Genomic DNA, 15,038 nt, shown 5'->3' on the forward strand with positions numbered 1-15,038 from the left:
CTAGACTGATATCTGAATATTAGTACAGCTTATATACAGAAAAATTCTGCTTCTACCAATTTTAGATTAGAAGTATTTACCAATATTTGAATTTGGTATTACTTAAAGTCTTTTATCTAACAACTCAAATTCACCTATTTAACAATAATTTCGATTTTATGAACCTCAAAGACAAAACTCTCCTAATTACCGGGATTAATGAATTTGTCGGTTTGCGTACAGCCGAGTTAGCCATAGCGCAAGGGATGAAGGTTCGTGGACTACAAAGTTGTACAGAACAGAACAAACGATTACAGAATTTAGGTGTAGAGGTAATTATTGGTAGTATCACCGATTCTACTATTGCTCAAAAGGCTTGTCAGGGAGTAGATATCGTTTTACATACAGAGCAAATTGCCGAAGAAACTGGTGCAATTAAGCATTTTCGTGATGTTAATGTTGGCGGTACTGTCAACATGGCTAAAGCCGCTAAACAAGCTGATGTAAAAACATTTGTACATCTTTCCAGTGTGATGGTTTACGGTTTCAACTATCCTAATGGTGTTACAGAATCCGGGCCACTATCTGGCGAAAATAATCCTTACTGTCAAACTAAAATAGAAGCTGAAACCGCAGTTTTAGAACTGAATAATCCTCCAGATTTTGGCATCATCGTTATTCGAGCCGGAGATGTTTACGGACCAGGAAGTATCCCTTGGATAGTCAGACCAATTCTGATGATGCGCCAAAAATTATTTGCTTGCGCCAATGATGCTAAAGGAGTGATTAATCATGTATATATAGATAACCTGATTGATAGCATCTTTCTGGCAATAGAAAAAGAAATCTACGGTGAAATATTTAATATTACCGATGGACAAGAAACTTCGTGGAAAGAGTATTTTATGCGTTTAGCAGCAATGGAAGATTTACAAGCACCCCTTTCATTATCGAAAGATGAAATCAAGTTGTTTCTAAAGCTGCGTGTTCAAGGACAAAAGCTTTTTCGGAAAAAAGTTGATATTCTACCAGAGTCTATAGATTTTATGACTCGTCCTTACGCTTGTTCCATTGCCAAAGCCCAAAATCTGTTAAATTACAAACCAGTAGTTGACCTAGAATTAGGAATGCAGCAAACACATGAATGGCTGCAAAAAACAGATATTCAAAGCTTGATGAAATAGTTCACAGATTTTTGGAAATTCAGGAGTCACGAGTCAGAATTCAAAATGATTGCAAAATGAATAAGCTAGAAGACACTGGATTTACTTGAAATCATTAAGCTTGGTATCAAAGTATTCTTAATTCTGACTTCTGGATTCTGAATTTTGAATTTTTATGTTGCATCTACCTAACTACGATTAAGCATAAACTAATCCACAGATTTTCCGAATTCTTGTTTTCTATGAGTAACAATCAGCCACGATTGAGCATCGGATTACCTGTATACAATGGTGAAAAATTTATCAAAGAAGCCATAGATTCACTCTTGGCTCAGACCTTTGAAGATTTTGAGCTAATTATTTCAGATAATGCATCTACAGATAAAACTGAGGAAATTTGTAGAGCTTATGCCGAGCAAGACCAGCGTATTTGTTACTACCGCAATGACAAGAATATCGGTTGTGCTGGTAACTTTAATCGCGTCTTGAAACTGTCTTCAGGTGAGTATTTTAAATGGGCAGCCCATGACGATCTACATTCTCCAGATTTTATCAAGAAGTGTGTTGAGGTACTTGACCAAGATCCGACCATAATCTTGTGTCACTCCCAGGCATATTTCATTGATGAACAGGGGAATTTTCTCCAAAATTACGATATCAAAGTCAAGGCAGATGCACTAAAACCACACGAGCGTTTTCACGAGTTACTGACCAAGCATTTATGTAATCAATGTTACGGGGTAATTCGTGCTAGTGTTTTGAAAAAGATACCGCCTATGGGTGGTTATGGTAATGCAGATGGAATTCTCTTGTTAAGACTTGGTATTCTCGGTAGGTTTTATGAAATCCCTGAATACCTGTTTTTCTTCAGAAGTCATCCGCAACAATCAATGAGTATGTTTTTCCCCAATTATTTGTTGTTAACAAATTCAAACCAAAAATCATTCTTGAGTATGCTGCCTGATTTTTATGGGTATACAGTGTGGTTTGATTCAGCAAAGAAAGGACAAATTTTATTCCCACATTGGAGAATAATCTGGGAGTATATACTCTCTATATGGCGTAGTCCCTTGAGTTTGAATGAGCGGCTATGTTGTCATAGAAGTCTACAACAGCAGTTAAAAGGGACAGAACATCTTTTGCTGAAAGATTTGCTAAGTGTGCTGCAAGTACTTTGGAAAGGTTGGAAAACAGCATCCATTAAAGAAGATCAAGTCATACTTTGAAAGAATCATTTCATAAATAAAAGCTGGCTAAGGCAGCTTTATATCAACACCAAAATCACCTATTCTGACTACAAAATTATGCTGAAACTATCTCAACTATCTCATGTTTTGCTTGCTACTTTAGTGAGCATCAGCTTTGCTAAAATAGTGAATGCAGAGCCAACTACAACACTTAATGTTGTAGTAAATGGAATACATCACCAAAAAGGTGAGATTTGCTTCCGAGTTTATGCAAATGACAAAGGATTTCCTATGAGTAGTACTAGTGAAGCTCAAAGTGGCTGCGCTAAAATTACTGGCACTTCTGTAAAAAAAGAATTCTCCGGTTTGAAACCTGGAACTTATGCTGTCGCTGTGGTTGACGATCAAAATGGCGATCGCAAACTCAATAAAGACTTTTTCGGTATTCCCAAAGAAGGTTTTGGGATTTCCAAAAATCCAACTGTATCCATACAAACAGGTACACCAAAGTTCCGTGATGCCAGTTTTGTTGTAAACAAAAATACAACAGTTAACATCATTATGAAATATTCGCTTGATTCGTAAAGCTTACAGGGTACAGACTGTTCCCTGTACCCTAATTACCAATTCTTCAGAATTACGGTTTAGATCACACCTACATATAAACAAGCCGATATTCTACCGGAGATTAAAAATTTAATGGAAGATTTGGCAATATTTCTGTCTAAGTCTTTGATGGGTTGGCTGGTTATTCAGGTGTGTTTTACGCTTGTCTTTATATGGTATCTGCGCTCGTCTAAAAAGAACTTATTACCAGATGATCAGTTGCCCAAAACAGCAGTGATTCTTTGCTTACGCGGAGCTGATCCGTTTTTGCCTAGATGTTTGCGATCGCTCCTAAATCAAAACTATCCACAGTATGATTTAAAATTAATCGTTGATAGTCACGAAGATCCGGCTTGGAAAATTGCTAGTGAAACCATCACTGAGCAAGAAGCGACTAATGTTCAAATCAGCCCTTTGAGAATAGTACGCAACAATTGTAGTCTCAAATGCAGTTCTTTAATCCAAGCTATCCGTGAGTTGGACGATTCTTATAAGGTGGTTGCTTTAGTAGATGCTGATACTATAGTTCATTTGAATTGGCTGCGAGAATTAGTCAGTCCTCTAGGTGATGCGAAAGTCGGGGCAACAACCGGCAATCGTTGGTACGTACCAACTGGTAAGTATTGGGGTTCTTTAGTGCGGTACGTCGGCAATGTGTCCACAGTAGTACAAATGTTTATCTTCCAGATTCCTTGGGGTGGAACTTTGGCTGTGAAAACAGAAGTGCTTCGCCAAACAGAACTGCTAGATAAATGGGGACAAGCTTTAGGCGAAGATTTTATGATGCACAATATCCTGAAAAAACATGGTTTTCAGGTAAAGTTTGTGCCTTCGCTGCTAATAGTCAATCGTGAAGAGACTGATTTATTCAACTTAATAGATTATCTCAAGCGCCTTATCCTTTTTTCTCGACTGTATCATCCCCGTTGGTTGGCTCTTGTTAGTGAAGCTGTTTCTAGCATTTTGTTTCCGACTCTACTGCTCGTGTTAGTTCTAGAGTCGCTGTTAGAGGCAAAATGGGAAGCTGCGGCTATGTTGTTAGTCTGCTATGGAGTTTACACTGTCGGATTACTCTTGATAATGCTGGTGTTGGAATTAGAGATACAGCGAGTGGTTCGCTCTAATGACCAGGCGATTGCCAAATTATCAGCTGCTACAATCATCAAAATGTTGATTGGGATTCCGCTGACACAGTGGGTTTATGGGTTAGCGATGCTATCATCCCTGTGGACATCAACAGTTACCTGGCGCGGTGTCAGCTATCGCGTTAAAGGGCCTTGGAATGTCCGCTTAGTGGAATATCGCCCTTATCAATGGTTGGATCAGCCGATTAATAGCAAGGTTTCTCTTTGAATTAAATCGCTAAATATCAACTAGGGCATGAAAGTTATTACACTAAACATTCCCTAGTCTTCAAATTGTATTATCTTATATTTAGTAGAACTATGTTAGCTAGAACCCTTGTAAAAAGATACGTTTTTACTTGTTGAATACCAAAATGGATTTGCATTAATGGCAAGGGTTTAGACAAATGTATTAAGGGGAATTTTGACTTAGCATTTTGGATGTTTTGATAGTTTCAATCCAGATTTATAAACATCCACTTCAAAATCGAAAATTTCAGCTATTTGACGATGCGCAAATCCTTAGTCTAACTGTATTACTGGGAATTTATGAGCCAAATAATCAGGATGTTCATGAAACATAAGCTGCGTAAATCCTAAGTTAAAAACCAGCAATTTTGTGAAATATTCCCCTTTATTATGACTAAGCAAAAACTTCGCATTGCACTGTTTACAGGATTGTACGCTCCTTTCTTAACTGGTGTTTCCGTTGCAGTTCACCAACGAGTTCGTTGGTTGCTAGAGCAGGGACATGAGGTTTTTTTAATCCATCCGCAAATCAACGATCGCTACCCCAAAAATGTCGGCGATCGCCCGATGCCAGGTTTAGAGGAAATTCAGTCTTTCCCCAATTTCTCTGCTTACGCATTCCCTACAGAACCACTGGTATTCTACAAGTCTCTTCCTCAACCGTTGAATTATCGGCATTGGAGTGATACCAAGTTGCTGGAGAAATTCCAGCCTGACATTATCGTGGTTGAAGAAGCAGCGCAAATGAGAGGTTTATACTCATTTTTCTTGCAAGGTTATGGTCGCTCTGTCGGCACTCAATACGCAAAACGAACAGGCACGCCAATAATATCACTCTTCCATACAGATATCGTTGCCTATATCAAATATTACTTTGGAGATCGCTTCTTTAATTTGGTTCGTCCCATTATTCCCGTTTTGGTCAAGCAGTTTAGTGAGTCTTATAACTTCAATTACTTCTCTTCTAAAGAACAACTGACTAAATACGAAGAATTGAAATGCCAACGCGCTGAATACGTCGCTTATCAAGGCATCGATTGCGAAAAATTTCACCCGCGAAATATCTGTTACGATCCAATTCCTAATGATAACCGACCGACTCTGTTGTTTGTCGGACGCATCACACCCGAAAAGAATGTCAACCAATTACTTGATATCTTTCCAGTCATAGCTGCCAAAATTCCTGATGTGCATCTGGTGATTGTTGGTAGTGGCCCGTTAGATGAAGAGATCCGTGAGCGTGCTAAAAAGTTTGGAGCGGGTATTACTGTATGGGGTGAATCTCATGGTACAGAACTTCTGGGTTGGTTTGCTAGAGCAGATATTTTTGTCAACCCCTCCGTCACCGAGAACTTCTGCACGACAAATAACGAAGCATTAGCGTCTGGAACTCCTCTGGTTGCTGTTGTTGCACCCTCAACCTCAGAACAGGTATTTCCTGGTCGTAACGGTTTCCTTGCTCAACCTAACAATCCTACAGATTTCGCCCAAAAAGTGATTGCAATTCTGGAAAATCCCGGTTTGAAAGCAGATATGACTAGACACGCTCGCCCTTCCATACTTGACTTTGATTGGTCGGCATGTATGCAGAAATTTGAACACAAACTTTATCAAATCGTTGAAGGAGCGCAGAAGGTGGAGGTAGGTACAGGCAGTATAAGACCATAACGATAACAAACACGGCGATCGCTAGTATCTTAAGTACTGGCGATCGCTAGCACTGCAACTTTTTGCACCAACGAGTTTTAGGATTAGTAGAAGCTGTGAGTTAATAAAACTTTGAATTTTTCTTTTCCCTACTAGGCTGCACCTTAGATACATCGACCTGCACCTTAGTTGCATCAACCTGCACCTTAGATGTATTGACCCGCAACTTAGTTGTATCAACCTGCAACTTAGATGCATCGACCTGCAACTTAGTTGCATCGACCTGCAAAAATTAAACACCTTGCTGGCGTGACAAGAGTAATAGCCTTGGCGTAGCCCACCGTAGGTATCGCTTGCTGGCTTGACCAAAATCAATCATCTTAAAACTTTGCAATATAATAAATTGTTTAGAAATAACTTGGTGTCTTACCAATATTAAACACATCCGACTCGCACTGCTGTAGTTGCAGTTTCAGTGCGGTTTATTACTCCTAACTTATAGCGGTTTGCAGTTGAGTCCAATACAGACCTAACCCCCAACCCCTTCCCTACTAGGGAAGGGGAGTAAGATTCAAAGCCTCTCTCCTCTTAGGAGAGAGGAATGGAAGTGAGGTCAAAACTGTACTGCACCCAAACGAGAACCGCTATATTTAATACCTGGCTGACATGATGCCTGATGATAGAAGTACTCAGTTTTATTCGTTGAGCGATCGCTTCATTACTCAATCTTAAAGCAGCAGCGCTAACACCTCTTTTTGCCCCTTGCTCAGTTAATTGCATTGATCAATTGTCCGCAGTGGTTCTTTAACCCTCAGCAAGACTAGCTTTACCAACAACACGGCTATAGGCGGCACTGCGACTAACTCAGGTCTTGGCTTGGGTGGGGCGATTTTTATCATCCAGTCCCTCACCAATACCAACGGCAATAACCAAGGAATGCCAACTGTTCTGCCAACTGTTACGGCTGTAAATAATCCTACCTTCAGTGGCAACCGTGCAGCTAGTGATGCCGGGATATCCACCAATAATAATAATGTCTACGGCACAATTACTCCCCTCAACCTGACGGGAACTCCGAATGCAGATGTCGTGACTGGCACAGCTAGAAACAACATCATCAATGGATTAGCTGGTAATGATATCCTGATTGGCGGTGCAGGCAATGATACCCTGATTGGTGGTGCCGGTGCTGATCGCTTCCTTTACAATACGAATGCTCCTTTTGCCCTGACTGCTATTGGTGTAGATACCATTAGTGATTTCAAACACTCCCAAGCTGACAAGATTGTTTTAGATAAGACTACCTTTAATACTCTTGCTTCTACTGTGGGAACAGGTTTTAGTAACGCCAGTGATTTTAAAATAACTTCTTCAGCAGTGACTAGCACGGCGAAAATTGTCTACGACGCTGTCAGTGGGCAGTTGTTCTACAACCCTAATGGCAGCGCGGCTGGTTTTGGCAGTGGTGGTCAATTTGCGACTTTGACTGGTGCGCCAACTTTAACAGCTACTGACTTTATTGTTCAAGCGTAGCAAGAAGTTTAGTATATGGGCTGGGCAACTGTTTGTCTAGCCGACAAGCTTGCTGCTGCAATTAAGTTGCAGGTGGATGCATCTAAGTTGCATCCACCTGCAACTTCAATGCATCAACTTGCAACTTGGATGTATTGGCTTGCAATTAAGTTGCATCGACTTGCAACTTTGATGCACCGACTCGCAACTTTGATGCATCGACATGCAAAAATGAGCTTACCCTTTGCTTAACTTTGTTTGATCTAAAAATCTCACCTTACTGTTAGTTTTAGAGTTGTAATGGGCACATTAAATATGTACCTGACAAGAGTATATTGATATGTCTACCCAAGATACAACACGCCGTTTGCGCCCTCAATTAATTAGTGAAGATGTGACTTCATGGCACGGTTTGCAAACCATCAGTACATACGACACAAACCGTGCTGATGCCTCTGCTGCAAATTTACAGCAAGCTTATCAAGCTATGTTGACACAGCAACAAGCCGAAACCGAGAAACTAGCTTTATACCGTGCTGCTGCTGATGCTGCGCGATTGGCAGAATGGGAATTTCACAATGCGGTATTAGGGATGAAAGAAGTTGTGCGTGGGCAATATGGATTAGATAGCGATCAAGCCCAAGCGGTTGGACTAAAGAAAAAATCAGAGTACAAGCGTCCCAGCCGCAAAAAGTTAGTCGCATCATGAGCAACTGTTGACTAAGCGATGTCTACGACGGGCTACGCCTACGCAAAAGTTAAAAAGGCGGTTAGAAACCGCAACTACACGAGGCTTTACCCACTTCCGTGGGTTACAAAAAGCTTTATTTTCTCTTAGCCCACGCAGGTGGGCTTTGTTTGTGTAGCCGCGAATTCCATTCGCCGTGGCTTTAAGTTGACACCAATGAGCAACGCTGTGTCATTACGAGAAATGTGGTTTTTAAACTGCACCCCGCCACCCGTGGAATATGGGCATAGTAAACAATCCCCACGCCAAACCCGTAATCAACCCAAAAGGCGTGACTACATAATTATTAAAACTCCACAAACCAAAAATCTGTGCTGCCAATTCCAAAGGATAAGCCATCATCAGCACACTTGCAATCGCCACACCACTCCCGCCATACTGACTTAACCAGTAAAATCCTTTACCACCAGTTACGCCATACAGCAGACGAGTAATTAGCAAACCCGTGACAGTGCCGTAGCAACGCATACACACAGCCATAATAAACGGTGGTGCTAAATCTAACCCCATATCTGGTTGCGGACAGACATGATTACCCATGAAATAAATGATGTCCGCAATTCCAGGAAGCAAAGACACTCCAGACGCAGCCAAAAAGGGAGCGATAGGCGGGCCAAAAACCATCCCTACCAACAAGAAATCAGCTATAAAACTGACCCAATTAATCTGCAACTCTTCACTGAAAGCTACTCTTGTCATTTCCCTTTGTCTGCGCCTTTGCGTCTACGTTTTCTTAACCTAGCTTATTTACATAAGGACTTGTCAACTTATCCAACTGCTGAATCAACAGACTGAGGAACAAACCTACATCTGTCACCACACCCACTGATTCTACAGAACCGCGATCGCTTAACTTAGTCACCACAGCTGGATTAATATCTACACATACCATTTTCACACCAGCCGGGGTCATATTTCCCACCCCAATGGAATGCAGCATCGATGACAGCATCAAAATCATCTCTGCACCTTCTAGGAGTTTGGCATATTGCTCCTGTGCTTGAATCAAATCCATTTGGGTATCAGGTAAAGGTCCGTCATCCCGAATCGATCCCGCAAGCACAAAAGGTATATTATTGTGGACACATTCATACATCACGCCACTTTTAATTGCTCCCGCCTCCACAGCTTTCGGAATGCTGCCAAAACGGCGGATACTATTAATTACCTTCAGGTGATGGCGGTGTCCTCCATGCACGGCGACACCCCGCTTCATGTCCACACCCAAGGAAGTGCCCATGATATTTTGCTCAATGTCGTGAACTGCGATCGCATTACCAGCCAGCAATGCCTGTACATATCCTTCCCGAATCAGTTGCGCCAAGTGTTCGCCGCCACCAGTGTGAATTACCACAGGCCCAGCCGTGACAACTACTTTACCACCAGCATCGCGGATTTTACGTAATTCCCAAGCCACTTGTTCAACCACCAATTCCACGCGCCGTTCGCTGGAAACTCCTGCCGACATAAAGCTGAATTCTTGAGTGCTGCGGAGTTCCCGCGATTCAGTTTTCCGGATGGTGCGGATACCTAAAACGTCTACAATTACCTGTTCGCCAACTTTTAAATCGCGGAGTATTTTACACCGAGCAACTAAACCTGTGGGAGTTTGAGTAATGGCGATCGCCCCATCCATCCGCTGATTTTCTACCTTCACCCACTGACCATTAATTCGCACTTCGGTGGGATAAATTGTACTGACGTAGAAATCATCGGGCGCAACACCATCTTGAATTACTGGCTCTAGTTTGGCATCTCGCTCATCATGGGGTAAATCTACTGCACCCAATTCAATCAACCGGGAGATGATTTCTTCCATCACCTCATGGGATGGTGCTGATACTCTCACCTCGGCGGCTGAAGTACTTTGCCGTTGTTCTCCCAAATTGAAATTCAGGACTTTGAAACTTCCCCCAGCATCTATAATCAAATCCAAAGCACGGTTAATTAAGCCAGCATCTAGCAAATGTCCTTCCATGCGAATGACGCGGCTTTCTACCGAGACATTGGCATGAATTTCATCTCTAACTGGTTCTGTCACCCGCAAAGTTAAGCATTTAGCTGCACCACCAGCTTTGAGAAATTCGGTAAGTGGCGTTTCCAGCACTTGGAAACCTGCATCCGCAAGACGGGTTTTCAAAGCATCACTCGTCTTGTTCATAATGACGATGCTATCCACATTCACCGCATTACAAGCGAAGTTGACTGCATCAGCCTCTTCAATTGCGATTCGCTTTTCTGATGCGACTCGCATTTCAATTAAGCGATTGGAGTAAGAATCAAAAGCGCCGGGATAGTATAGCAAATAGCCATTTGCTAAGGGACAAAAACAGGTATCTAGGTGATAGAAACGTTCGTCTATTAATCGTAGAGATAGCACCTCAATATCCAGCCATTTAGCTAGATAAGGGTGAGAATCTAATTCCGAGCGGAAACCGTATCCCGCCCATAACCAGCGTCCTTCCCGATCCAGCAGTGCGTCTCCTGCTCCCTCAAAGGGCAAATCTTTGGGAAGTTCATTGACTGTATAACCATTTCCCTCAAACCATTGCTTGAAGTAAGGTTCCTCTCCCTGACGTTCTTTGTGCAAAAAGCGACTGAGGACGACATTATCGCCCAGAACTAAGCCAGCGTTGGCAGTAAAAACCAAATCAGGCCAGCCTTTTTCAGGTGGTACTAAATCTACAATCGCGTGTTCTTTGAGGATTTGATGTAGTCCCTGCCACTGTTCCACGGCGCGATCGCGCGATGATTTGTGAATATTCCCTTCCATCCAAGGATTAATCACATAGTCCACGTCGTAGTGGTCAGGAGGGCACATTAAAAAGCGAATCCGGGAAGTCATAAAAATCTTACAAGCGTTTTGTATGCTACAAGCTTACTTTGAATACAGACTTTTGTTTTTCTACAAGTAAAATCTGCTACTAGAGCTTCTATCTTTTGATAGTTGAAGACTTTACAAAGGCTTCAACTATCAATTCTATGGTAATAATACCAATTCAAAATTAAGAAAGCCTGATTTAATTTAGGTTTTCAAGAAAGTCGGGCAAGTAAAAACACCAGTTTATAGTATGCTAATAACAAGCAACTAACCATCATAACGGCAGGTACAGTCAAGCGAACGCTCATTTTCCCAGCGTTCGCTTTTAACTTTTTACTAACACCCGTGGCTTCTTGGTAGCAAAAGCCCCCGCAAGTCTTAGTGCAGCAGTGGGGTTTGGGTGAACAAAAAACTCTTCAAACGCAAAGGAAGAGAAGGAAGAAATGCTTAACTCAACTGTATTGTCATATAAATAATTTGCTCCTCCTCTCTCCTGCCTCACTTCGACTACGCTCAGTGACCACCTGCGCCCTGCCTCCCTCAAGCAGTTACTATATAAGACGAATTGATCGCTGCTACACGACCAGCATCTACCAAAGCTTGATACACTATTGCCGCTACCTCACCGCGTGTAGCATCACGGGTAGGATTGAGTTGTTTCAGGTTTGGGTAATTGACGATAATTTCCTTGTCTATAGCTTTTACCACCTCATCTTTGGCATATTCAGGAATCTTGGCTTGGTCATCGAAAACTTTGATAGTTGCCGTACCATCGCTAGATAACCCCAGTCCATTCACCAAAGAGACAATTACTTGCACGCGCTGGATATTTTTGTTGGGACTAAAGGTATTGTCGGGAAAACCAGAGAGAAATAAACCTTGATATGCCTGCTGAATTACCTTGGATGCCCAGAAGTCTGCTGGTACATCTTTGAATTTGATCGCTGCCCGGCTTGGTGGTGGGTTGAAAGCTTTTACCAGTATTGCCGCGTATTGTGCCCGTGTCATCGTCGCATCGGGTTTAAAAGTGCGATCGGGAAAACCATTAACTATCCCCAATTTTACTAATTCCCGAATAAACCCACCTGCCCAATGATTCGCAATATCGGTTAATTCAATAGTTGGCGTTGGCGTTGGAATTGGAGTTGGTGTTGGAGTTGGAGTTGGCGTTGGAATTGGAGTTGGTGTTGGAGTTGGAGTTGGCGTTGGAATTGGTGTTGGAGTTGGTGTTGGAGTTGGAGTTGGCGTTGGAATTGGTGTTGGCGTTGGGGTTGGGGTTTGGGTTGGAGTTGGCGTTGGGGTTGGAGTTGGGGTTGGTGTTGGGGTTGGAACCGAACTATCTGCAAACTCTATGTTTCCGGTAACTTTAGACGCATCTATTTTATTTCCTAGAGAAATCAGCTTGTTGGAACTGACATTTTGCAAATCAAATTTACCGTTATTGCGTAGAGTATTGCCCCCTGGATTATTGATACTGCCGATATCCGGTAGAGCAGTTCCAATCACTGTAATCCCATCATCAGTATTATTTTCACTAACATTATTACGTAATACGGGACGGGCACTACCAGAGATGACAATCCCAGAACGGTTTTCATAAATTCTGTTATCTCGAAGGATGGGTGATGCAGTATCACTAATGGCAATGCCAAAACCTGTTTTGAAGTAGGTATTATTTTCAATTTGACCTTTAGAATTTTTAGCGATCGCAATTCCATTAGCTGCATTCTCACTGAACACATTACCTAAAACAACTGGATTAGCATCGCCTGTAGCAAATACTCCCTCCCGCTTATTGTTGATGAAGGTACTATTAGCAACAGTAGGGGCAGTTGATTCAATCCAGACACCACTACCACGACTAGCCAAATTTGTTACAGTCACTCCTCGGAGTTCAGCTTTATCCAGCAGCACAAAAGTGACATTCTGACCAGCAAAAGTACGGCTCAGATAGCTACCACTTCCTTCAATCAAAATGCCATTGCCTTTATTGGTTTCATTACCCACAACTGTTACGCCAGATGGAATCGTTAACGGAAAGACTTCACCGCTAGCAGCATTGTAATTACCATTTGCCAGTTGAATCTTGGTATTAACAGTAGCTACCTTGAGGGCTTGCGTAATAGTTTTGAAGGGGGCTTGTTGAGTACCTGGGTTGGTATTGCTGCCTGATACTGGATTTACGTAAAAAGTTTGAGCCATATTTATACTTTCATAAAATACATAGCTATCCTAGCGCTAACCATGAAAGTAAGTAGTATTTGATGCATTAAGTAGCTTGAAGTATTTTTCAGTGCAAACTTAGAAAATTATGCAAATACTTTTACAGGGATATACTGTCAGCTCCTGTGGGGAAGTCAAAAGTCAAAAGTCAAAAGTTAAAAGTAAGAACCTCATAAATAAATTTCGGGGCTTGTACCTTTTTGTTTCTGGTCATAAGCTAATTACTGGTTAAAAACAGTTCCAAAGTGCGAGAATAACCAGTAGCCTAAAGCCGATACAGCCAGTACAGCTAAGATGGTAGTAACAATCGATTTGAGATTCGATTGTTTTTCCGGCAAATAATCTCTGACTTTTACCGTTCGTTGAGGGAAGTATAAGCTACCAGCACTTACTCCCTCTTCGACAACTAGGCTTAGACCAAGCCAAACGTATTGGTAATTATAATCATTTGGCCCATTCTTTACACCACCAAAATGTTTAAATAAAGCATCATCGTAATAACTCGTGTCTGTTACTGCTTGGTTATGAAAGGCAACCAAAGGAGGCTGATGCTGTTTGTTGGAGAGCGAAAAGTAAATTCCCTTTTCCTGACTAGCGATATAGTCAAAGTTAGATTTTGGTTGCCAGAATGATGTGTTAACCCAAGACTGGGGCTTAACAATATCGTCATCTACTCCGTGCATAATCCCAATGGGGATATTTAACTGACTACCGATGTCACTGATATTGATTGGCGCAATTGCAAACGGAGAACGAAACAGTTTTAAAATAAAGATGGCTATCCGAGGAATTCCCATCTCCGTACTTGGTGCTGGGTCAGCAGTAATAATTTGTTGGGGAAAAAACTTTTGTTGAGTTTCACCGCAGATATAAACAGGCCAACTCAAGGCTAACAATCCTCCTAGAGAATGACCAAATACGTAGAAATCAAACTCTTGCCCAGCGAATTGGGGGTTAACTTTGCAAAGATGTTGCCAAGATTGCTCGGTTAAAGCGATCGCGTTTTTTATCCACTCTGAAGGTTTATGTGCAAGACTGAAACCAACAGTAGAAATTAGGTGGATCAGATTCTTGCCATATGTGTGATTGAACCAAGTATAAATCAATTTCACGATTAGGATAATTGTTGCTACAGCCAAGGAAGTGCGAAGATAGTCAAATCGCTTCGGTTCGTCTAGATTTGCTTGAATAGTAGGAACCTCTGGTGATGTTTTTTCTTGTTCGGTGCTGAACAAGTCTTCAGGTTGAAACTTATTGAATTTTGAACTTCTATTAGTTGCAATTTTTAAAGCCCTATAAACCCAAAGCGATAAATGAGGTTTTTTTATGTTGGCTTTCTGTATTTTTTCACCGATTATAGAGTTGGGATATTCACTTTTTTGAAAATCTGGAAAGAAGATGTAATAGCCTTTTTTAGCCAATTCTTCTAAGTGAGCTTCATAGAATTGCGGCATACATAAGCCAAAACCGTGCAAATAAGCAATGAACTTAAGTTTGCCTTGGCTGTCCAGATAAGGATTATCAGGTACAAAAACTCTAATAAAATTGGCTTTTATATGGCTGCCACACTGATATATTTTATAGCCATCTTTTTGCTCGTGAGTGCAAATTTCAGGTAAATTAAAACTTGTATTATTTTCCATATATATTATCTACCATTAAATTAATAAATCTCCAGCTATCAGTAAATACTGATTTATTTAGAGGTTTTTCAGATTTTACACAGGCTTAAGAATAGTAGAAAATAAATTATCCAATATTCTTCAGGTGTATTAACGT

At 41.4% G+C, this 15,038-nt stretch carries 13 protein-coding genes; 8 read left to right on the plus strand and 5 right to left on the minus strand.

The genetic code is table 11. The features are described 5' to 3' along the window. Nucleotides 1-158 precede the first annotated feature (158 nt). The 5 genes from V7L12_RS20605 (at nt 159) to V7L12_RS20625 (ending at nt 5,976) form a co-directional block, all read left to right on the plus strand. Nucleotides 159-1,163 (plus strand): NAD-dependent epimerase/dehydratase family protein, encoded by a 1,005-nt coding sequence (locus tag V7L12_RS20605; RefSeq protein ID WP_335087044.1) that lies wholly within the window; start codon nt 159-161, stop codon nt 1,161-1,163. A 221-nt stretch (nt 1,164-1,384) separates the two neighbouring features. Beyond that, nucleotides 1,385-2,368 (plus strand): glycosyltransferase family 2 protein, encoded by a 984-nt coding sequence (locus V7L12_RS20610; RefSeq protein WP_335087046.1) that lies wholly within the window; start codon nt 1,385-1,387, stop codon nt 2,366-2,368. 78 nt (nt 2,369-2,446) lie between these two features. After that, nucleotides 2,447-2,914, plus strand: coding sequence for a DUF2141 domain-containing protein (locus V7L12_RS20615; protein ID WP_335087048.1), 468 nt, complete (start codon nt 2,447-2,449; stop codon nt 2,912-2,914). 114 nt (nt 2,915-3,028) lie between these two features. Next, on the plus strand, nt 3,029-4,288 hold the full coding sequence (locus V7L12_RS20620; RefSeq protein ID WP_335087050.1) for a glycosyltransferase: 1,260 nt from the start codon (nt 3,029-3,031) through the stop codon (nt 4,286-4,288). A 410-nt stretch (nt 4,289-4,698) separates the two neighbouring features. Next, nucleotides 4,699-5,976, plus strand: coding sequence for a glycosyltransferase (locus tag V7L12_RS20625; RefSeq protein WP_335087052.1), 1,278 nt, complete (start codon nt 4,699-4,701; stop codon nt 5,974-5,976). A 567-nt stretch (nt 5,977-6,543) separates the two neighbouring features. Here V7L12_RS20625 and V7L12_RS20630 read toward each other — a convergent pair. Next, the gene (locus tag V7L12_RS20630; RefSeq protein ID WP_335087055.1) at nt 6,544-6,735 is read right to left on the minus strand and encodes a hypothetical protein; all 192 of its coding nucleotides are present in this window, start codon (nt 6,733-6,735) and stop codon (nt 6,544-6,546) included. Nucleotides 6,736-6,831: 96 nt separating this feature from the next. Here V7L12_RS20630 and V7L12_RS20635 point away from each other — a divergent pair, with 96 nt between their 5' ends. From V7L12_RS20635 to V7L12_RS20645, 3 genes are all read left to right on the plus strand, one after another. Further along, nucleotides 6,832-7,488: a hypothetical protein gene (locus tag V7L12_RS20635; RefSeq protein ID WP_335087057.1), complete on the plus strand. Its 657-nt coding sequence runs from the start codon at nt 6,832-6,834 to the stop codon at nt 7,486-7,488. Between the two features lie 15 nt (nt 7,489-7,503). Next, nucleotides 7,504-7,719, plus strand: coding sequence for a hypothetical protein (locus V7L12_RS20640; protein WP_335087059.1), 216 nt, complete (start codon nt 7,504-7,506; stop codon nt 7,717-7,719). Between the two features lie 88 nt (nt 7,720-7,807). Then, nucleotides 7,808-8,176, plus strand: coding sequence for a hypothetical protein (locus tag V7L12_RS20645; RefSeq protein WP_334822029.1), 369 nt, complete (start codon nt 7,808-7,810; stop codon nt 8,174-8,176). Between the two features lie 231 nt (nt 8,177-8,407). Here V7L12_RS20645 and V7L12_RS20650 read toward each other — a convergent pair whose 3' ends face one another. The 4 genes from V7L12_RS20650 to V7L12_RS20665 form a co-directional block, all read right to left on the minus strand. Then, the gene (locus V7L12_RS20650; protein WP_335087060.1) at nt 8,408-8,914 is read right to left on the minus strand and encodes a DUF2085 domain-containing protein; all 507 of its coding nucleotides are present in this window, start codon (nt 8,912-8,914) and stop codon (nt 8,408-8,410) included. Between the two features lie 34 nt (nt 8,915-8,948). Beyond that, complete coding sequence (argZ, locus tag V7L12_RS20655) at nt 8,949-11,060, minus strand: bifunctional arginine dihydrolase/ornithine cyclodeaminase (protein WP_335087062.1); 2,112 nt, start codon at nt 11,058-11,060, stop codon at nt 8,949-8,951. A gap of 516 nt (nt 11,061-11,576) precedes the next feature. Next, nucleotides 11,577-13,238, minus strand: a complete 1,662-nt coding sequence (locus V7L12_RS20660; protein ID WP_335087064.1) for a DUF1565 domain-containing protein — start codon at nt 13,236-13,238, stop codon at nt 11,577-11,579. 242 nt (nt 13,239-13,480) lie between these two features. Then, nucleotides 13,481-14,902 carry a hypothetical protein gene (locus V7L12_RS20665; protein ID WP_335087066.1) on the minus strand — a complete coding sequence of 474 codons (1,422 nt, stop codon included), beginning with the start codon at nt 14,900-14,902 and terminating at the stop codon, nt 13,481-13,483. Between the last annotated feature and the right edge of the window lie 136 nt (nt 14,903-15,038).

Source organism: Nostoc sp. (assembly GCF_036918245.1).
GTDB lineage: Bacteria > Cyanobacteriota > Cyanobacteriia > Cyanobacteriales > Nostocaceae > Nostoc.